This is a genomic window from Polyangium sp. y55x31, assembly GCF_029946505.1.
GTDB lineage: Bacteria > Myxococcota_A > Polyangia > Polyangiales > Polyangiaceae > Polyangium.
The window spans coordinates 1-20,054 of sequence record NZ_JARZHG010000058.1 but is presented as its reverse complement, the minus strand read 5'-3'; the positions used below and the strand labels follow the sequence as shown (position 1 = coordinate 20,054).

Sequence of the window (20,054 nt, the reverse complement as noted above, 5' to 3'; positions counted from 1 at the left end):
GATGTTCCAGAGCGCCCCGCACTCGGGCCCGCACAGCATCGGCCCTTCGAGTGTGGTCGTCGGGAGCCGCAAGAGCGACGTGCCGCCGATCCCGCAGGATCCCGAGGCGCACCGCAAGTGGCTCATCGACGAGCTCGAACGCACGCGCGCGCGCCTGCTCCAGGCCGACAGGCTCGCCACGCTCGGCACCATCGCCGCGAGCGTCGGGCACGAGCTCAACAACGTCGCCGCCGTCCTGACCCACACCGCGACCTTCATCCGCATGCGCGCCGACGCAGGAAAGCCGCCGGAGCCCGACGATCTCGTGGCCCTCGAGCGTGGCGTCGCGCACCTGGCCGAGCACGCGCGAAACCTCCTGCACCTCGGCACGCCGATCCAGGATCGGCAGGAGGTCCTCGACGTGACGACCGTGATCGGCGACGTCCTCTCGATGCTCCACGTCTCGGGCCGCACGAAGCGCGTCAGCATCATGACGCACGCGCCGCCTTCGCCCGTGCGTGTGGCCATGAGCCGCACGAAGCTCGAACAGATCTTCGTCAACCTCGTCACGAACGCCGCGGACGCCGTGATGGAGCAGCCGCCGGAGGGGCGGCTCATCCGCATCGAGGTGAGCGAGAACCGCGAGACGGGCCGCGCGCACTGCCTCGTCGAAGACGCGGGCACGGGCATGTCGCCCGACGTGCTCGCGCGTGTCTTCGAGACGTACTTCACGACCAAACCTTCGGGCAAGGGCACGGGCCTCGGGCTGTCCGTCGTCAAGAGCCTCATCGAGGCCGTGGGCGGGGACATCGAGATCGAGAGCGAGCTCGGCAAGGGAACGGCCGTGCGCTTCGATCTCCCGCTGTGCACGTGAGAGAACGTCCTTGCCGACGGACGGCCGTGGGCCGCATCATGGACGGAGGTCCGTGACGTCGCATGCGTCTCCCACTGGCTCGCCGGCAGCCGCCGTCGTACCGGGCACCCTCCTCGCACAGAAGTACCGCGTCGAGCGTGTCCTCGGGCAAGGCGGCATGGGGTACGTGGTCGAGGCCCGGCACGTCGCGCTCGACGAGCGGGTCGCGCTGAAATTCCTCCTGCCCGAATACGCGCAGCACCCCGAGGCCTCGGCGCGCTTCCAGCGCGAGGCGCGCGCCGCCGTGAAGATCAAGAGCGAGCACGTCGCCCGCGTCCTCGACGTGGCCACGCTCGAAAACGGCGCGCCGTACATGGTCATGGAGTTCCTCGATGGCCGCGATCTCGCGCACCGGATCAAGGACGGCGTCCTCGACGTGCCCGACGCGATCGACTACGTCCTGCAGGCCTGCGAGGCCATCGCCGAGGCGCACTCGCACGGCATCGTGCACCGCGATCTGAAGCCCGCGAACCTCTTCCTCGCGAGCCGCCGCGACGGCTCGCCGCTCGTGAAGCTGCTCGACTTCGGCATCTCGAAGATGCAAGCCGCGCCGGGTGATCACGCGCTCACGCGCACGTCGACCGCGATGGGCTCGGCGCTCTACATGTCGCCCGAGCAGATGCAGGAGACGCGCGGCGTCGATCACCGCACGGACATCTACTCGCTCGGCATCACGCTCTTCGAGCTGCTCGCGGGCACGCAGCCGTTCTATGCGGAGACCTTGCACAGGCTCTGCGCCGAGGTGCTCACCGGCACGCCGCGCGCGCTTCGTGAATTCCGCCCGGACATCCCGGCGGATCTCGCCACGCGGATCGAGCGCGCCTACGAGCGCGACAAGAACCGCCGTTACCAGTCGATCGGCGAGTTCGCCGTCGCGCTCGCGCCCTACGCGCCGCCGCGCTCGCAGAGCACGCTGGATCGGATCGCGCGCATGGCCGGCCTGCCGACGCCCATCGCCTCCGGCGCGCCCGGCACCGAGCCCCCGCGCCAGCCGTCCCAGCCGACGTTGCCCGCGATCACGCCCGTCGACGCGCCCGTGACCACCGAATGGAGCGAAGGCCCGAGCACCGTACCGCTCGGCAACACGGGGCGGCGCAACTCGGTCATCAGCTCGACCCTGGCCTCCGCCCCGCCGCCCGCGGAGATCGCCGCCGCCGCGCAGACCGCGCACAAAACGATGCCGCTTCCGGTGCAGATCGCGTCCGCGCCGGAGCTGCCGACTTCGGCCACGACGACCGGGCCGAGCGTCCTCACGCTCGGCCCCACCCCGCCGATCGACGTGATCGAGCCCGATCTGAGCCGCATCGAGGCCGATCTCTACACCGGCCCGCGCAGCGCCCACGCGGCCGCCGCGTTCGCCAGCGCCGCGCGGACGCGGCCTCCGTCGTCCGATGGAGGTCGCTCGTTCCTGTTCGTCGCGCTCGGCCTCGGCGCGCTCATCGGGATCCTCGGCGGCGTGCTCGTGTTCTTGTTCCGTTCGAGCGTCGAAGCATCGTCCACGACGCCGATCGCCACGGGCGCGCCGCAGGAACCCCCGGCGATCACCGCGCCCACGGTCACGGCTGCACCGACGTCCACCACGCCCGTGGTCACCCCCGAATCCACACCCCCGCCGCCGAGCTCGGCCTCCGCATCGCCGGCGATGGCCGCGTCCACGAGCGCGCCCTCGACGCCCCCGCCGAGCCCGAAGCCCACGAACAAGGCGGCGCCGGCCCCGACGAGCACGACGAAGAAAGATGCAAACCCCGCTTTCAACCGCCGCTAGCTCGCCGAGGCCCCGCGCCCGCCTGCGGATCCTCGCTGCCGTGCTCACGGTCGCGGTGGCGAGCCTACTCGCGCCTGCCCGCGCGGACGCGCAGAGCGGAGACAACAAGGCCATCGCCGAGGCGGCCTTCCTGCGTGGTCGCGAGCTCATGGACCAGGGCAAACCCGCGGAGGCGTGCCCCAAGTTCGAGGAGAGCGCGCGGCTCGATCCCTCGGTGGGCGCGCTCCTCAACCTGGCGCTCTGCAACGAGCAGCTCGGCCGCACCGCCACGGCGTGGGCGCGGTACAAGGAAGCCGCGACCTTGGCCCACGCCACGGGCGACACCGATCGCCTGAAGATCGCCGAGGAGTTCGCGGACAAACTCGCGCCGAAGCTCTCGCGCCTGCGCATCGAGGCGGACAAACCAGCGGCGGGCCTCGTGATCAAGCGCAACGGCGAGCCCCTCGGGGCCACGCTCCTCGGCGACCCCATCCCCGTCGATCCCGGCGAGCACACGATCGAAGCAACCGCGCCCGGCTTTTTGCCGTGGTCCACGAAGATCGTCGTCGGCAAGGACGCCGACCAGAAGACGGTCTCGGTGCCCGCGCTCGTGGCGGATCCGAACGCGAAGCCGGTCGAGAAGGTCGACGCGCCTCCGGCCGCATCCGGCGCGAAGGGCCTACGCACCGCGGCGTTCGTCGCGGGCGGCTTGGGCATCGCCGCGCTCGGCGTCGGCGTGGTGTTCGGCGGGCTCGCGTCGAGCGACGTGGGCAAGGCCGATCCCCTTTGCCCTGAGAAGAAGTGCAACGCCGAGGGATTCGCCCTCATCGAGGGCGCGCAGACGAAGGCCGTCGTCTCGACGATCGGCTTCGCCATGGGCGGCGCGGCCCTCGCCTCGGGCGTCGTGCTGTTTTTCGTCTCGCGCGCCGCGGCAAAGGAGCCCGGCTCCGAGCCGCCGCGCGCGTGGCTCGTCCCTTCGTTCGGACCACACGGCGGAGGCGCCTCGATCCTGGGCACGTTCTGAGCCCGTAGCGACAACACCCCGTTTCCCCCATCTGCCATGGACTTCGACCTCACCGAAGAGCAAAAGCGTTTCCAGGAAGCCGCGCGCGCGCTCGCCGCGCGTGAGCTCGCGCCGCGGGCCGCCGAGATCGATCACGACGCGCGCCTCCCCGAAGCCCACGCACGCCAGCTCGGCGACGCCGGCCTGCTCGGCCTCACGATCCCCGCGGCGCACGGCGGATCGGGCGGCGACCTCGTCTCGCTCGCGCTCGTCATCGAGGAGATCGCCGCGGCATGCGCGAGCTCGGCCGCGATCGTGGGCACGCACGTGGCGCTCGTGGCGCGCACGCTCGTCCGCGCGGGAAGCGACGATCAAAAGCAGAAATACCTCGCCCCCCTCGCGCGCGGCGCCTCGCTCGGCGCGGCCGCGATGCCCGATCCCGTGGAGCCCCCTTCCCTCTTCGCCGAGCCCAGCGCCGCCGGCGGCTTCGTCCTCGACGGCGAGACCGGCCCTGTGATCCTCGGCCCCGCAGCCGACGTGTTCCTCGTGTTTGCCGCGACGAACCGCGCCCCGAACGACCCGCGCCTCGTCGCGCTGCTCGTCCCGAAGAGCGCCCCCGGCCTCACGATCGTGCCCGCGGAGACCAGCGTGGGCCGGCGCGCGGCGGGCGCGGCCTTGCTGCGCGCGCGCGACGTTCGTGTGGATGCAGCCGACGTGATCGGCGTGGCCGGCGAAGGCGCATCGATCGCCGCGGCCGCGCTCGAAGACGCGCGCATCGCCGTCGGGGCGGAGGCCATCGGCATCGCACGCGCGGCCTTCGAGAAGGCGGCGGCGCACGTGAAGCGCACGCAGGACCGCGTGAAGACGCCCGGCCTCCTCGGCATGCAGGCGCAGCTCGCCGACATGGCCGTCGACATCGAGGCCGCGCGCCTGCTCGTCCTGCGCGCCGCGCACCTCGCGGATCGCGGCGCGCCTTCCTCGGCCGAGCGATCCATCGGAAAACTCTTCGCCTCCGAGATGTCGACCCGCGTCGCGCACCGAGCCATGGACATCCTCGGCGCGCGCGGCGGAGGCGCGAGCGAAGGCCTCGGACGTCATTTCCGCGACGCGCGCACCACCGAGCTCGTCGAGGAGAGCAGCGGAACGCAGCGATCGATCATCGCGCAAACCATGTTGAAGGGATGATGAAGAGCAACGAAATCAGCCTTGGGTTTGGTTCTCCTCGGATCCTCGTCGTCGCCCTCGCGGCGCTCGCCTCGCTCGCGGGTTGCGGAGGCGAGGTGACGACGAACAAGCCGCCGGACACCGGCGGCACGGACTCCTCGACGAGCGGCGGGAGCGGCGGCGCCAACTTCGAAGCCGAGATCGGAGCGCTCGATCAAGACAAGGTGCAGTCGACCCTGCAGCGCACCTCGGACAAGCTCAGCGCGTGCTTCCACAACGGCGTCCGCCGCATCCCCTTCATGGGCGGCGAGATCAAGTTCGCGCTCCGGATCGCGCAGGGCGGAACGGCCACCGTCGCATACCTCAAGGAGTCGACGCTCGGCGATCGCGAGACCGAGTCGTGCATGCTGGGCGCGCTGCGCGGCGCGAGCTGGCCTTCTCCCGTGGGCGGCAAGGAAGGCCTCGCCGAGGGCGGCTTCTCCTTTGATCCGAGCGCCGACGAGCGCCCGCCCGTCGCGCTCGAACCCGATCGCCTCGGCAAGGAGCTCTCGAAGGCCAAGCAAGCGCTCGCGACCTGCCGCGCGAGCCAAGGCGCGGGCCCGATCAAAGCCACGATGTACCTCGACACCGCCGGGAAACCCCTCGCCATCGGCGTCTCGAGCGCCGATGCCAAGGGCGACGCCGCGGCGTCGTGTGTCGTCGACGCGCTGCGTGGCATGAGCTTCCCCTCGCCTGGAAGTTACGCCGGCAAGGTATCCCTCGTCGCGGAGTGAGCCCTCCGGGGCTACGTGAAGAAGTGTTCGGCCAAGAGGCGCCGCGCGAAGAGCCGCGCTAGGATCTCCGCGTGTGGAAGCTCATCCGTGAAGTCCTCGGCCTCCTCTGGAAGCTCGTCAAGACGGTCCTCAAGAACAAGCTCCGCGCCATCCTGAAGCGTGTCCTGATCTATGCGCTGCTCTTCGGGGCCGTGATCGCGGTCGTCGTCTTCGTCCTGACCCGGATCTTCGTCTGACGGGCAAACCCGTTGGAGCTCGAGCGGGTTCGCCCTCCACCGTTCAGCGCGTCGCGCTTCGAGCGATCACGATGCGCTGGATCTCGCTCGTCCCCTCGTAGATGGTCGTCACGCGCGCGTCGCGCAGGTGCCGCTCCACCGCGAAGTCGCGCACGTAGCCGTAACCGCCGTGGATCTGCAGCGCCCGCTGGCAGATCCGGTTCGCCGCCTCGCTCGCGTAGAGCTTCGCCATCGCCGCCTCGGCCGAGAAGGGGCGCCCCTTCTCCTTGAGCCACGCCGCGCGCAGCGTGAGCGCCCGCGCCGCTTCGAGCTCCGTCCTGCAATCGGCGAGCGACCACTGGATCGCCTCGTAGTCGCCGATCGACCGGCCGAACTGCTTGCGCTCCCGCGCGTACTGCGTGGCCTCCTCGAGCGCCGCCGTCGCGATGCCCACGGCCTGCGACGCGATCCCGATGCGCCCGCCGTCGAGCGCCATCATCGCGATCTTGAAGCCCTCGCCCTCGCTGCCGAGCAGCGCGTCCGCCGGCACCTTGCAGTCGTCGAGCTCGATCGGCACGGTGTTCGACGCGCGCAGGCCCAGTTTGTCCTCGGGCCGGCCGCACCGGAGCCCCGGCGTCCCGCCCTCCACGAGGAACGCCGAAAGCCCACGCGTCCCCGGCCCGCCCGTGCGCGCCCAGACCACGAACACGCCCGCCCACGCGCCGTTCGTGATCCACTGCTTTTGCCCGCGCAGCACCCAGCCGTCCTCGGTCCGCTCGGCCACGGTCCGCATCGAGCCGGGATCACTGCCCGCCTCCGGCTCGCTCAGCGCGAACGATCCGGCCGCGTACTCGCCCGCGCAGATCTTCGGCACGTGCTTGTCGCGCTGCGCCTCCGTGCCGAACCGCGCGATCACCTCCGCGACCATGTTCGTCACGCTCATCGTCACGGCCGTCGATGCGCAAGCGCGCGCGATCTCCATCATCGCCAGCGCATACGCCACGACGCCCGCCTCGGCCCCGCCGAGCGCCGCGGGCACGTTCACGCCCATCAGGCCGAGCTCGGCGAGCCCTCGCAGGATGTCTCGCGGGATGTCCTTGTCTCGGTCGAGATCGGCCGCGACGGGCCGGATCACGCGCTCGGCGTAGTCCCGCGCCGTGCGCTGGACGAGCGCCTCGGTCTCGTTAGGCTCGAGGTCCATGGGTCCGCGTTACTGGCACTTCTGCGTGAAATCGCAAGGATCACCGCCCTTCGCGGTCACGAGCAGGTTGTACTGCGTGCACGTCCCGGTGGCGCCGAGCTTGCGACGGACGCGCACGTAGTACTTCGTCGAGTTGTTGTTGCAGTGCACGGGCGCCCACCCGTTGTTCGCACACGTCCCCTCGCCCTCGAGCCCGTCGGCCGACTTGCCGTCGACGCACCAGTCGTACGCCGTGATCGCCACGGCGCCGCCCGTCGGCGTGTCCGTGCACGCGTCGCCGCGAATCACGTCGAACACGAACTCGTCGTTCGGCATCGGCGCCACGAGGTCGATGCTCACGTGGTACGAGTTCGTCGTGACCTCGTCCGTGTCGACGGTGTCGAACGACCACACGTCGACGTCGCCCGAGCCGCCGAGCGTGCCCGAGATCGTGATGCTGCTCCCGTCCGTGTCGCTGACGCTGCCCGCGGGCGTCGCGTTCGCGCAAAGGTCGTTCGGCTCGCCCATCTCGACCGGGCACGTGCAGCCCTGCGAGACGGGGCCGGCCGGATAGTTCACCCACCCCGGCTCGCAGGCCCCGAGCCCGCACGTGCCTTGCGGCGTGCAGGCCCACGACGCGTGCGGCGGCACCGGGCCCTCCGAGCTGCAGAGCTCGTTCGGATCGCCCTCGTCGCTCATGCCGTCGCAGTCGTCGTCCTCGGCGTTGCACGTCTCGGCCGCGGGGACCTTCGCCGTGCATTCCTCGAATTTGCCCGACGCGCCGTTGCACGTCTCCAACCCCGAGCACGTGCCGTACTGGTTCGAGTTCGAGCAGTCCTTCTCGACCCCGTCGCGCTTTTCGTTGCACGGACAGGAGAACGGGACGTTTGGCACGCAGAACTTGTAGGCCTGCCCCTGCGGAGGCTTGGGCGGCCCGGCATCCGTGCCCCCGTCATCCGGCCCTGCGTCGCCCGCATCTCCCGAGCCGCCCGCGTCGTCCGGAGGCCCGGCGTCCGGCATCTCGCCGCCGCCGCCACCGCCCTGCGTCGGCGGATACTTCGCGCCCTCGAGGCACGTGAAGCCGTTCGGGCACTGGCCGTCGGTCGTGCAATCCCGCGCGCAGAAGCGATCCCCCGCGGGCGCGGTCAAGCAAGCGTCCGAGGGGTTCAAGCATTGCAGCACCGTCGTGCACGGCAGGCACTGGCTGCCGAGATCGGGCACGCAGATCGAGTCGCCGTTGATGAGCGCGCAGTACGTGCCGTCGGGGCAGCCGGGCGGACACCGCACGGTGCAGTACTTGTTCGCGCCGACGACCGTGCACTCCCCCTGCTCGCAAGGCGTGTCGTCGCTGCAAAGGCCGCCGATCTGGCCCGGCGGAATGCCCCCGCCGCCCTCGCCGCCCGCACCGGCGCTGCCCCCCGTTTGTCCGGGTTGCGTCCCCGTCGCGCACGCCGCGAAGAGCGCCGCGACGAACGATCCGATCAAGACGATCCGCCCATGGTAACGGTACCCCAAGCTCATCGGACGGCGCCTCCTCGACGACACGAACGGCCCGGGCGCAGGCTGCCGAAAATGGCTCTTCCTTCCCGCGCAGAGGCCTTCGTCAGGTTAAATGTTTTGCACACCGGGCGTCAAACGCGTAACTGGGGAGTCGTTCGCGGCCCGCGCCGCTCCCCGCCATGCCTCGCGCCCCAGCTCCCAGGCCCTCCGCGTTCGTCCCCGGTGCGTCGTGTGCGAGCCTCGCCACCCTCGCCCTCGCCACGCTCGCAGGCTGCACGAGCGCAAAAACCGAGGCCGCGCCCAGCCCGAGCCCAGCCGCGGAGGTCATGCCCCCGGCCCTGCCCGCGGCCGCGCCTCCCGCAGCCGCCGCGCCCGCCGCCGCGCCCGCACCCGCGCCCACACCTGCTCCCGCGGCCACGCCCGCGGCACCACGCATCTGGTCGAAGGGGCGTTTCGCCTGGATCCACCCCCAGCCCGGCGCGAGCCACGCCTGGATCGGATACCTCGCGCTCGGCAGCTCCGCGCCGCTCAAAGGCGGCAGCATCGAAGCCGCGCGGATCCAAGGTTATGCCGGCTGCGACGCCTGGTACGCCGTCGAGCCACGCGGCTACGTCTGCGCAGGCGCGACCGCGACGATCGACGAAAAAGACCCCGCGATCGTCATCCTGCGCCGCGACGCCGCCGACGTGAGCTCGCCCTGGCCCTACCAGTACGGCGAATCCATTGGCGCTCCGCGTTATGACCACATCCCCACGCGCGCCGAGCAACGCGAAGCGGAATGGGACCTCGAAAAACACGAGGCCAAGGTCGAAAAAGCACGCGCCGCCGCAGGAGATCCCGCCGCCGTCGCCGCCATCGACAAGGCCCTCGTCGGCGTGGACCTCGCCCCCTCCGGCGAAGGCCCGCCCGAGCTTTTGCCATTCGGCCCGCTCGTCCGGGAAAACCGCAAGTTCGTCCAGCTCGGCTCGACGATCGCCTTCGTCCGCGCCTTCGAGTCCGGCGGCCGCACCTTCGTCCTGACAGCCGACCAGGCGATCATCCCGAAAGACCGCATCAAGCTCTACCCGCGCTCCGAATTCCACGGCGTCACGCTCGGCGACGAAGCAAAGCTCCCACTCGCCTTCTTCCGCCAAAAACCACGCCCGAAATGGAAGCGCGGCGAAGACGGCAAGCTCGCAAAGACCGACGAGACCTTCCCACGCCTCGGCTGGGTCGGCCTCACGGGCACGCGCATCGAGCAAGACGGCCAAACCTTCGTCGAGACGAAGGAAAGCGGCATCTACGTGCTCGCCGAAGACGCACAGATCGTCGAAGCGGTCACCGAAGCGCCATGGCTCGCCGACAAGGACCCGAACAAGAGCAAATGGGTCGACGTGCGCGTGCTGAACGGCACCCTCGTGGCCTACGAAGGCCTGCGCCCAGTCTACGCGACGATGATCTCCCCAGGCCGCGGCGGCGTCCCCTACCCAGGCATCGAGCCGCTAAAAACAGCCTCGACGCCAGTCGGCCTCTTCCGCGTGGACGGCAAATTCCGAACAGCGACGATGGTGTCGAGCTCCGACGAGAACCTCGTGCACGCCGAGGTGAACTGGGTGCTGAACTTCAGCGGCCCCCACGCACTCCACGGCGCCTACTGGCACGACGCCTGGGGCGAGCCCAAAAGCGGAGGCTGCGTGAACCTCGCGCCCATCGACGCCAAATGGGTCTTCGACTGGACCGACCCCAACGTCCCCGAAGGCTGGCACGGCATGCGCGCCGTGAAAGAGTTCGGTCAAAGCACGATCGTGCGGATCCGGCGGTAGCCCGGGTGGTGGCGTAGCGCCGGGGTTTCACCCCGGACCCGTCTGGTCAACGATGGGGCTACGCTCGGCAAGCCGAGCTACGCCCCAAACCCCAGGGTTGTCCACCCCTGGACCCGGACCAGCGCAAGCGCTGGACCGCTGGTGCATCGACCGCGATGCGGTCGATGCAAAGATCAGCGGGGGATTTCGAGGAACGCCTTGGCGAGTTGCATGGCGCGCTCGGGGTCGACCATGTTCAGGTAGGCGATCTTCCCCTGCAGATAGGCCTCGAAGTGGGGGATGTTCTCGCGGTTCTGCGCGGCGAGCCCTGTCTTTTTCGCGGCGTGGAGGATCGCGCGTAGCTTGCGGACCTCCTCGCGCGGCATCCCGAGCTTGTCGTTCACCACGATCCCGGTGACCTCCTGCCGCCCGCCTGCGTGCTGGATCCGCCCCTTCTTCGGATTGATGGCGAACCCCTCCTCCTGAACGATGTGCCGCACCCGCGCGAGCAACATCCCGAGGTCGCCCCGGCCCTTCTTCTGGCCGCCCTTGCCATCGTCCACGAGCTCGTTCTGCGCAGAGAACGTGAGATCGTCCGCGTACCGCGTGTACGTCCAGCCCATCTTGCGCGTCATGCCCGAAAGCCGCCGATCGAGCTTGCGCGCGACCAGGTTCGAGATCGCCGGACTCGTACACGCGCCCTGCGGCAAACCACGCTCCCCCACGGCCACCCAGTACGTCGTGCCGTCATAGACGACCTTCCGCCGCGGCGACTCCGTGCAGATGAGCGCGAAGATCGTAGCCACCGCGGGCGAGTACCCGATCGACTCGAACAGCCCACGCACACGCCCGAACGTGATCGTCGGAAAGAAGTCCGAAAGGTCGAGGTTCACCACGGTCCCGCGACCGAGGTGCTCCCGCGCATTCGTCACCGTGGAGCGCCCCTTCACGAACCCGTGTGCCTCGCCCTCCACCGAGAGCTTCGCGAGCACGTTCTGAAGGATCCAGTGCTGCGCCTTCGAAAGCGCCTCGTGCGGCGCCGAGAGCAAGCGCGTGCCCCCCGAGCGCTTCGGCACCTCGAAGTACACGTAATGCGGCTTCTCGACCGCGTCGTTGTGGTAGCAGAGCCAGCGCAGCCGCGGGATCGGCACGGAGAGCGCCTTCGCGACCTCCGCAGGCGTCGACAGCAAGGGCAAACCCTGCTTCTGCAGCGCCTCGACGTTCGCGCGCCGATCCCCGAGGCTGCCCGACACACCACGGCCGAGGAAGATGATGTCCTCGGCGCGACGCTTGGCGACGGCCTCCGCGTGCTTCTTCTTGCGCTCGGCCGCGAGCCGCTTCTTCTCCGCCTTGCGCTCGGCCTTCTGGCGACGAAGCTCCTCGATCGCCGCGTCCGCCTTCTTGCGGGCCACGACGGTCGCCATGCTCGCGGCCTCGTGGTGCTTGAGCCAGAGATCACCGACGCGATGGATCTCCTCGATCTGCTGCTCGGTGAGCAAACCTCGCAGGATGAGACCCCGATCGATCAGCGCCGTGCGCTCGTCGCTCTGCGGCGGGATCGTATCCACGCGCCCGATCCACGCCGTCTGATACGGGTTGATCTTGAGCGCACGCTTGCGCATCTCGTCCGCCGACAAACCGAGGATCCCCGACGTGTCGTACGGGTCCTTCGGCTTCGGTTTGTCCTTCTTCTTGTCGGGCGTCGCAGCGGCGGGCGCGGCCGCGGGGCTCGCCGTGAACGTCGAGACCGCGGGGTTTTTCCCGCTCGCGGCGCTCGTCGTCGAGGTCGAGGACGTCTTCGCCGACGTCGACGCGCCGGCTTGCGGTTTGTCCCCCTGCTCGTTTTTCCCGGGCTCGCCCTCGCCGGGTTTGCCGGTGCCGATGAAGGACTTGACTTTGTCCCAGAAGCCCACGGCAACTCCCGTTAGATCGAGGTTGCGACGCGCGTCGCCCGAAAGCTCGGGCGAGCGATCCTTGATGCACCGTTCGACGCGCCGTCCAGCCCTCCAAGGAAGCCCGTCCGCCCGACTACTCGCCTAGGACCACGTCCGATCACCGAGGCCCTAGGCCCCCTACCGGCATCCAGACCCATGGGTCCGCTGAGTGGATGCTGGTAGGGGGCTTTAGGGCCAAAAGAACATCGGGCGCGGGGACGCATGGGGGAACGAACTCCGCCACGGCGGAACGCCGCAGCATGGTGGGCTCGGGCGGACGGACCTCCTTGCAAGGCTGGACGCGAGCGCGTCGAACGAGACGACAAGACCATTCCTACAACGACTTCCTACCCAGAAGCCAGGCCAGACAGAGGACGGATGCGCGCTCGGCGCGGAACCGATCCGCGACGCGCTTCACCTCGGCGAGCACGTCGGGCGGGAGCGCAAGCCGCTCCTCCACGGCGTCCGCCGGGCTGCGGGTCGTGAGCGAGCGCGCGAGCGTGGCGTCCGCGAGCGCGAGCGCCGTGGTCCACGATCGCTCCGCCTGAATCCGCGGCATCGCCACGTCCCAAGCCTCCTCCAGCACCCGCGAAACCGTGGTGTTTTTCCGGTTCGCCACCCGACGAATGTCGTCGAGGATCACGCGCGGAATCGGAAAACTCTCGCCCGACGACCACTTCGACGCCTTCGGCGGCTCCGGCGCGGGCTCGGGCTTCGGCGGCTGCGGCAGCGCGCGGCTCGAGAGCACCATCTTGAGCGCGAGCAAATGCCGGCAAGGCCCGGCCCGGAGGCCACTCTTGTAGAAGTACGAGCACGAGCACTTCGCCTTCTTGATCGCGAGATCCTCGTCGAAGATCGCCTCGCAGCTCGTGCCCTTCGCCTTGCCGACGACGGCGCGCCGACCATCCGAGAGCAGCTCGTCCCGATCGATCGTCACGGCATTGCCCCGCGCCATCGCGCGGCCCTCGACGAGCTCCGGATGCTCCGGCCCGATGAGCGCCTCGCTCAGCACGGCGGGCATGACCTGCCGGTAGCGATACACGCGATCGGCGTGGTCGTAGATGAGCTGCCCGCGCTTCGCGAGCGTGTGCAGCGCGGGCACGAGGCTCTCCTCGGACGCACCCGTCGCCGCGGCGATCGCAGGCAAGGTCGCGCGTTGCTCGTTCTGGAGGAACCGATCCGCCTGCAGGATCGTGCGCGCATCCGGGTCGTGCGCGCCCGCGAGCAGGTCGAGCCCCGAGCCGCTCGTCCAATCGTTGGTGGTCCAACCGCTCAGCGCGAGCACGAGCCGCATGTCGCCCATGTGCGCGATCCAGATGCTCGGCAAACCCGAGCCGAGCAGCCGCACCTCGACGCGCTCCGTGAGCGGCAGGACGCGCGCGAGCGCGAAGAGCCGCCGCCGGCCCCAGATCTTGACCTCCTCGGTGATCTCGCGGCCCATGGCCGGCGCCGAGCGATACGGGCCCAGCTTGCCGCCCGCGCCGCTGCCGCCGATCTCGAGCCCGCCGTCGTAGACCGGCCCGCGCGACAGGATCTCGATCCCCCACGGATCGAGGATGATCTTCGGCGCCTTGCCCGGCGTGAGCACGAACCGGATGCTGCGCGGCCCGCTCTTCTCACGATGGCGCTTCAAGTGCGCGAGGATCGCGTACACGACCTCGACGGGCAGATCCACGCGGCGGCTCGGCAAGCACGTCGAGGCCTGGATCTGGCCGAATCCGCGCAGCCACGAGGGCGGCAGATCGATCTTCTCCTCGCGGTAGTCCGCCATGCCCTCGACCTTCACGTCGAAGCCGGCCGGATCCACGGACAGGCGCGTCTTCCTGTAGCTCCGCAGCGTCTGGAAGTGCTCGTAAAGCGCGATCGAGTAGTCGACGTTCGTCGTGCCGAGCCCCGCCTCCTGCGAGCCCACGAACGAGTCGCGGTCCACGGACAAACAGCCGTAGCTCGACTCGTCCTTGGAAAAACACTCGAAAAAGACCACGTCGGGCGCGACGGTGACGACCGGATCACACGGCACGAGGTGGCGGAAAAGCTCCGGATCGTTCCGCGCGAGCTCGTTCGCCCACTTGACGCGCGCGTCCCAGTAGAGGCGATGCATCTTGCGGAAGTCGCTGTCGAGGTTCGGCGGGATCGGCTCCTTCGCGAGCCGCGCGAGCTCGGCGCGCTTGGCCTGATCGAAGAGCTGCGCCTTGATCTCGGCTTCGCGCTCTTCTTCGGCCTTTTTCCACGCCTGGTACGCGGTCTTGTCCTTCTTGCGGAACTTGAGATCGCCGACGACCACGTCGTGCAGCGCGCTCATCGCCTCGCGGAAGCGGATCGCGTCCTTGAGCTCGGCGTCGAAGAAGGTCTTCGGCCGCGCGAGGTTCGGGGAAAAACGCACGAGCAGGCTCTGCGCCGCCCCGAGCACGCCGCTCTTGCCCAGATAACGGAGATCGACGTTCACGCCCTCTCCTCCTGGAAGAGCGAAAGCTCCGGCAATTTGCGCCCGATCGCGCTGCGAAGCGCGGGAGCCTGGAAAGCCGCGCGCGAGACGGCCGCGAGCGCCGCGCGCCGCTCCGGCGGCCGCACGCTGCGAAGCGCATACCCGAAGAGCCCCACGAGCGACTCGGCCTCGGCCGGTTGCGCCACGATACGCGCCGCGATCTGCGAGAGCGCCGTGCGCTTCTGCTTCGAACCGCGGTGCACCGCGAGGATCGTCGTCGCCCAGATCCGCTCGAGCGTCGCCGGCCCGAGCGCCTTCTCGCGCTGCACGAGGTGCGCGAGCAGGAACGCGCGCACGTCGTCGTACGGGCTCTCCGCGAGCGCCGACCAGAGCGCCGGATCGTCCTTGAAGCGCACGTCACGCTCGAAGAGCTGGAGGGCCTCGCGCCGCACGTCGTCGAACCGCGCGTCCACGAGATCCCGGACGTGCGTCATGCGCGCATCCTTGGAGGTCGAAAGGATCGACACGATCCACTTCGCCGCGGCCTCGCGCACGCGCGGCGCGCGCGCCGAGGCGAGCCGCAGGATCGACTCGATCGTCTTGATCCCGGTCGCCTTCTTCGTCATGGCCCAGTCGAGCCCGAGCTCGGCGACGGGCGCGACCGGCGAGCACGCGAGGTCCACGCACTGATCGAGCGTGAGCCGCGCCGGCGAGACGTGCTTCTTGATCGCCTCGCAGAGGAAGCCGAGCGCCGTGGGGTTGTCGATCTGGAGCAGCTCCAGCCACTCGGCCACGGTGAGGCTCGAGATGCCCTCGGCCGTGCGCAGGAGGTCCGCCGCGAAGATCTGCACCTCCTCGTTCGGGCTCGCGATGAGCGGGCGCAGGCGCGCCATCGTGAGCTTGCCGAGCTCGCGCGTGTAGTTCGCCTTGAGCATCTCCACCGCGAACACGCGCACCGTGCGGCTCTTCGCGGTCGTCACGAGCGCGAGCACGCCCTCGAAGCAGCCCTTCCACGCCTCGGGCCAGAGCGGCGCGGGCTCGAGCTCCGCGAGCGAATGGCCCTTCGCCACGCGGATGCCGTCCGCCTGCCGATCGAGCGCGGGCGAGCCGTGGTAGAGCACGTGGAGCAGGCTCCAGGCGTCGAGCAGGCGCTCCGGTTTGTCCAGGTGATCGTCGCGGTAGAGCACGAGCGCCTTGCGGATCGCCTCGCCGTACCGGACGGGATCCTTGCGCCCGACGTCGCGGAAGTAGCGCAGGACGCGGCGGCGCAGGTAGTTGCGCGTGGCCTTCGAGAAGTGCGGCGCGCTGTCGTTGCGGCCCCAGAAGCGGGACGGGTGTTTGCCCGTGCCCACGAGCGTGCGCACCTTCAGGCTCTGCCGGCTCGACCAGTCGTAGCGCTGCTTCTCCACGAGCTTGCGCTCGACGAGCCTGTCGAAGGCGACCATGAAGTGGCCGACGAGCTCGTCGTCGTGCGCCTTCTCGGCGAGCTTGAAGAGGCTCTTCACGAGCGGCCGGTGGTGCGGCCTGTCGCAGCCGTCGGCGATGTACGCGACGAGCGTGCGGCGCGCGAAGGGACGGCTGTCCTTCATCCACCGATCGGCGAGAGATTTGAGCTTCTTGCCGGCCGTGAGCGAGAGGACCTCGTCGACGTAACGGTCGTCGCCCGCCTCCCAGTGCTCGTCGAGGAGAAGGTTCGATCCGGCCCGCGTGCGCGCGTTCGCCATGCGAAGGTCGAGACGATAGGCAAGAGGGACGCGCGTGGTCAAGGGGCACGTCTTTCGCACCCCCACGCCCTTCGACGACCTCCGACCATTTCCACCCCCGCTTCCAATCTTTCACCCGAACGGTTCGTCCACGATCCGCGTTGAGCGCGCGCGACCGATCCTTTACGGTGTCTCCATGAGAGCGCTTCGATTCTCGCCTGGTACGCTTGCCATTCCCCTCGTCTCGCTCCTCGCCGCGGCTGGCTGCGGTGGCGGGGGTGATACCGATCAACTCTTCACGAGCACGTCGAGCTCGAGCAGCGGCACGTCGGTCGGCGGCGGAGGCGGCGCCGGCGGTGACGGCGGCGCCAGTGCCGGCGGAATGGGCGGCACGGGCGGGGACGGCGGAATGGGCGGCGCGGGCGGCGCCGGGGCCGGCGGAAATGGCGGCGCCGGCGGCTCCGGAAATGGCGGCTCCGGCGGTGGCGGGCCCGCGTGCGCGCCCGAGGGGCCGTTCGACGGCGAGCCCGTGGATGCGCAGGCCGGGCAATGGACGTGGGTGCCGGTCCCCGAGGCGAAATGCCGGAACGGCAGCTCCACGGGCTTCGGCGTCCGCATCAACCCGGAATCGACGAAGCTCGTCATCTTCCTCGAGGGCGGCGGCGCGTGCTTCAACGGCACGACGTGCAACTTGAACCCGAGCTCCTACGGGCAGAACAACTTCGACAACTGGAAGAACAACGGCGGGAAAAACGGCATCTTCAGCGCAGACGCCGCGAATTCCGTGAAGGACTGGAGCTTCGTCTACGTCCCCTATTGCACGGGCGACGTGCACGCCGGCAACAACCCGGGCGCCGACGTGCCGGGCGGGCTGTCCCCGAAGGGCCAGCAGTTCGTCGGGTACGCGAACATCGGCCATTACCTGAAGCGCATCATCCCCACGTTCAAGGGCGTGACCGAGGTCCTGCTCACGGGCGTGAGCGCGGGCGGATTCGGCGCTTTCTACAATTACGATCGCGTGGCGCAGGCCTTCTGCCCCACGCCCGTCGCGCTGATCGACGACTCGGGCCCCCCGATGAGCGACACCTACATGACGCCTTGCCTCCAGCAGCGCTGGCGCGAGCTCTACAACTTCCCCGCCACGCTGCCCGCCGACTGCGTCGAATGCACGCTCCCGAACGGCGGCGGCCTCGCCAATGCATGGAAGCTCCTCGGAGAAAAATACCCCGACGCCTCGCTCGGGCTGCTCTCGTCCGACAAGGATGGCACGATCTCGCAGTTCTACGGCTACGGGAAAAACAACTGCCAGAACATCGACGGCCTCTTCCCGACGTCGCTCAGCGGCACCGAATACGCGGCGGGCCTCGAAGAGATCCGCGAGAGCTTCCTCAAGCAATCGCCCGCGTGGAGCAGCTATTTCGTGAGTTCCACGACCCACACCTACCTCGGCGGCAATGGTTATTACAACACCAACGTCGAGGGGACGGCATTGACCGGCTGGGTGAAGGGCATCGTCGACGGCGCGGGCGCCACCCACATCGGACCGTAACGAAACGGCAGGCGGATCAACTTTCCGCTCTTACCGAATTTTCCGGGTGCCAGGCGCGGCGCCCTGGACTATGTTCCGCGCATGAACAGCACGCGCACCCATTTCCGCCGCGTCGCGGTCTACTGCGGGTCCTCCGGCGGCGTCGGGACTCATTACCTCGACGCCGCCCGCGCGGCCGGCGCTTTCCTCGCCGAGCGCGGCATCGATCTCGTCTACGGCGGCGGCCGCGTCGGCATGATGGGCGCCGTCGCCGAAGGCGCGCTCATGAAAGGCGGCAGGGTCTACGGCGTCATCCCCGAGAAGCTCAAGACCCGCGAGCTCGCGCACGAGGGCCTCACGGAGCTCTTCGTCGTCGACAGCATGCACGCCCGCAAGACCATGATGGCCTCGATGGCCGACGCCTTCGTCGCCCTCCCCGGCGGCTGGGGCACGCTCGAAGAGGTCTTCGAGGTCGTGACCTGGTCGCAGCTCAACTACCACAAAAAGCCCGTCGGCCTGCTCAACGTGCGCGGCTACTACGACCACCTCGTCGCGTTCCTCGATCACGCGATGACCGAGGGCTTCATCCGCCCCATTCACCGCCCGCTCTGCGCGTCGGCCGATTCGATGGACGCGCTCCTCGACCGCCTCTCGAAGCTCCAGATCCCCGATATCGGTCGGTGGATCGACAAACCTTGAACCGAGCCCGCTCAATCCCCACATCCCCGCCCCGATGACCGACGAACGCAAGATCCCGGAAGGACGCCTCGGAAGGCTCGCGCGGCTGGCCGCGGTCGGGGCGCGCACGGGCGCGAGCCTGATCCGCGGCACGTCGGCGGCGGACACGGCCGCGAACAAGGCCGCGGAGATGCTCGGCACGTTGCGCGGGCTCGCCGCGAAAGCCGGCCAGATGGCGAGCTACGTCGACGGCATGGTCCCCGAGGCGCAACGCGAGGCCTACGAGACGGCCATGCGCAAGCTGCGCAATGCGGCGCCGACCTCGTCCCCAGCGGCCATCCGCGCCCGGGTCGAGGAGGAGCTCGGGGCGCCGATCGACGCGCTCTTCGCCGAATGGGACGAGCAGCCGTTCGCGAGCGCCTCGATCGGCCAGGTGCATCGCGCGCGGCTCGAAAGCGGCCGCGAGGTCGCCGTGAAGGTGCAGCACCCCGGCATCGAGAAGGCCGTCGAGAGCGACCTCGAGAATGCCGACGCCCTCGGCGGCATGGTCGCCATGCTCGGGCCGAAGCGCCTCGAACCGAAGGCCGTGCTCGCCGAGCTGCGGGCGCGCTTCACCGAGGAGCTCGATTACGAGCTCGAAGCCCGGAGGCAGCGGGCGTTCACGGCGCTGCACCGCGACGACCCGGCGATCCGCATTCCGGAGGTCATCACCGAGCGGTCGAGCAAGCGCGTGCTCACGAGCGAGCTCGTGCGGGGAAAAACCCTGGAAGAGGCCTGCGAGGCGGACCTCGCAATCCGGGAGAAATACGCCGACACGCTCTGGCGGTTCGTCTTCAAGGGCAACCTCGTCGGCGGCATGTTCAACGCCGACCCGCACCCCGGCAATTACCTCTTCCAGGACGACGGCTCGATCATCTTCCTCGATTTCGGCTGCGTGCAGCCCATCGAGGGAGATCGGCTCACGCTCGCGCGGGAGCTCCACCTCGCCGCATTGCGCCGCGACGAACCGGCCTTCGGCGAGATCGCCGCGAAGATCCTCCTCACCGAGGGCGGGGTCTACGAGCGAATGGCGGTCGCGTACTCGCGGCGCTGCTTCGAGCCGATCTTCGCCTCGCCGTTCCGCATCACGCGGTCGTACGCGGCGAGCTTGGTCGACGGCATCCGGGACATGAAAAACGAGGTGCTGCTCAAGAAGGACGGCAATTTCGTGCAGCTCCCGCCCGGCATGCTCTTCATGAACCGGCTGCAGTTCGGCTTCTATTCGGTCCTCGCCCGCCTCGACGTGGCGATCGATTACGCGGCCGTGGAGGAGGCGTTCCTGCGGGAGGCAGGGCTCGCCTGAAGCTGAGCATTGGTCTCATCGCAAGCCGCCGCGCCGGGGCGCCGCCCCGGACCCCGCGGGGGCTGTTCGCCCCTCGACCCGAACCAGCGCAAGCGCTGGACCTTTTGGGGAAGAACTGCGCGATGCGCAGTTCTTCCCACAGGCCGGTGGCAAGACCAAAGACGGCGTTGCCAGGTGAAGTGGTCTTGGCTG

General features: G+C 69.4%; 15 protein-coding genes. 10 read left to right on the top strand and 5 right to left on the bottom strand.

Annotation, left to right across the window (positions count from 1 at the left end; all coding sequences use genetic code 11):
• The first annotated feature begins 1 nt into the window (after position 1).
• The 6 genes from QHF84_RS47435 (at position 2) to QHF84_RS47410 (ending at position 5,812) form a co-directional block, all read left to right on the top strand.
• Positions 2–853: an ATP-binding protein gene (locus QHF84_RS47435; RefSeq protein WP_281320267.1), complete on the top strand. Its 852-nt coding sequence runs from the start codon at positions 2–4 to the stop codon at positions 851–853.
• A gap of 52 nt (positions 854–905) precedes the next feature.
• Positions 906–2,657, top strand: a complete 1,752-nt coding sequence (locus tag QHF84_RS47430; protein ID WP_281320266.1) for a serine/threonine-protein kinase — start codon at positions 906–908, stop codon at positions 2,655–2,657.
• A gap of 40 nt (positions 2,658–2,697) precedes the next feature.
• Complete coding sequence (locus QHF84_RS47425) at positions 2,698–3,660, top strand: hypothetical protein (RefSeq protein ID WP_281320265.1); 963 nt, start codon at positions 2,698–2,700, stop codon at positions 3,658–3,660.
• Between the two features lie 36 nt (positions 3,661–3,696).
• On the top strand, positions 3,697–4,824 hold the full coding sequence (locus QHF84_RS47420; protein WP_281320264.1) for an acyl-CoA dehydrogenase family protein: 1,128 nt from the start codon (positions 3,697–3,699) through the stop codon (positions 4,822–4,824).
• Positions 4,821–5,576, top strand: coding sequence for an AgmX/PglI C-terminal domain-containing protein (locus QHF84_RS47415; RefSeq protein ID WP_281320263.1), 756 nt, complete (start codon positions 4,821–4,823; stop codon positions 5,574–5,576). Before QHF84_RS47420 ends, QHF84_RS47415 begins: the two co-directional genes overlap by 4 nt.
• A 71-nt stretch (positions 5,577–5,647) precedes the next feature.
• Complete coding sequence (locus QHF84_RS47410) at positions 5,648–5,812, top strand: hypothetical protein (protein WP_281320262.1); 165 nt, start codon at positions 5,648–5,650, stop codon at positions 5,810–5,812.
• Positions 5,813–5,855: 43 nt separating this feature from the next.
• On the opposite strand, the gene QHF84_RS47405 is transcribed toward QHF84_RS47410, so the two are convergent.
• The gene (locus QHF84_RS47405) at positions 5,856–6,992 is read right to left on the bottom strand and encodes an acyl-CoA dehydrogenase family protein (protein ID WP_281320261.1); all 1,137 of its coding nucleotides are present in this window, start codon (positions 6,990–6,992) and stop codon (positions 5,856–5,858) included.
• A gap of 9 nt (positions 6,993–7,001) precedes the next feature.
• Entirely contained in the window at positions 7,002–8,492 is a 1,491-nt protein-coding gene (locus QHF84_RS47400; protein ID WP_281320260.1) for a hypothetical protein, read from the bottom strand.
• A 158-nt stretch (positions 8,493–8,650) separates the two neighbouring features.
• Here QHF84_RS47400 and QHF84_RS47395 point away from each other — a divergent pair, with 158 nt between their 5' ends.
• Positions 8,651–10,273, top strand: coding sequence for a L,D-transpeptidase (locus tag QHF84_RS47395; protein ID WP_281320259.1), 1,623 nt, complete (start codon positions 8,651–8,653; stop codon positions 10,271–10,273).
• Between the two features lie 173 nt (positions 10,274–10,446).
• Here QHF84_RS47395 and QHF84_RS47390 read toward each other — a convergent pair whose 3' ends face one another.
• From QHF84_RS47390 to QHF84_RS47380, 3 genes are all read right to left on the bottom strand, one after another.
• Positions 10,447–12,165, bottom strand: a complete 1,719-nt coding sequence (locus tag QHF84_RS47390; protein WP_281320258.1) for a reverse transcriptase domain-containing protein — start codon at positions 12,163–12,165, stop codon at positions 10,447–10,449.
• A gap of 355 nt (positions 12,166–12,520) precedes the next feature.
• A complete protein-coding gene (locus QHF84_RS47385; protein ID WP_281320257.1) occupies positions 12,521–14,632 on the bottom strand; it encodes an SWIM zinc finger family protein in 2,112 nt (703 codons plus the stop codon).
• A complete protein-coding gene (locus QHF84_RS47380; protein WP_281320256.1) occupies positions 14,629–16,335 on the bottom strand; it encodes a hypothetical protein in 1,707 nt (568 codons plus the stop codon). The genes QHF84_RS47385 and QHF84_RS47380 overlap by 4 nt, the downstream gene beginning before the upstream one ends.
• 175 nt (positions 16,336–16,510) lie before the next feature.
• Between QHF84_RS47380 and QHF84_RS47375 the strand changes: the two genes are divergently transcribed.
• The 3 genes from QHF84_RS47375 (at position 16,511) to QHF84_RS47365 (ending at position 19,862) form a co-directional block, all read left to right on the top strand.
• On the top strand, positions 16,511–17,863 hold the full coding sequence (locus tag QHF84_RS47375; RefSeq protein ID WP_281320255.1) for a pectin acetylesterase-family hydrolase: 1,353 nt from the start codon (positions 16,511–16,513) through the stop codon (positions 17,861–17,863).
• 81 nt (positions 17,864–17,944) lie between these two features.
• Positions 17,945–18,541 carry a TIGR00730 family Rossman fold protein gene (locus QHF84_RS47370; RefSeq protein ID WP_281320254.1) on the top strand — a complete coding sequence of 199 codons (597 nt, stop codon included), beginning with the start codon at positions 17,945–17,947 and terminating at the stop codon, positions 18,539–18,541.
• 34 nt (positions 18,542–18,575) lie between these two features.
• The gene (locus QHF84_RS47365; protein ID WP_281320253.1) at positions 18,576–19,862 is read left to right on the top strand and encodes an AarF/ABC1/UbiB kinase family protein; all 1,287 of its coding nucleotides are present in this window, start codon (positions 18,576–18,578) and stop codon (positions 19,860–19,862) included.
• Positions 19,863–20,054: the final 192 nt, after the last annotated feature.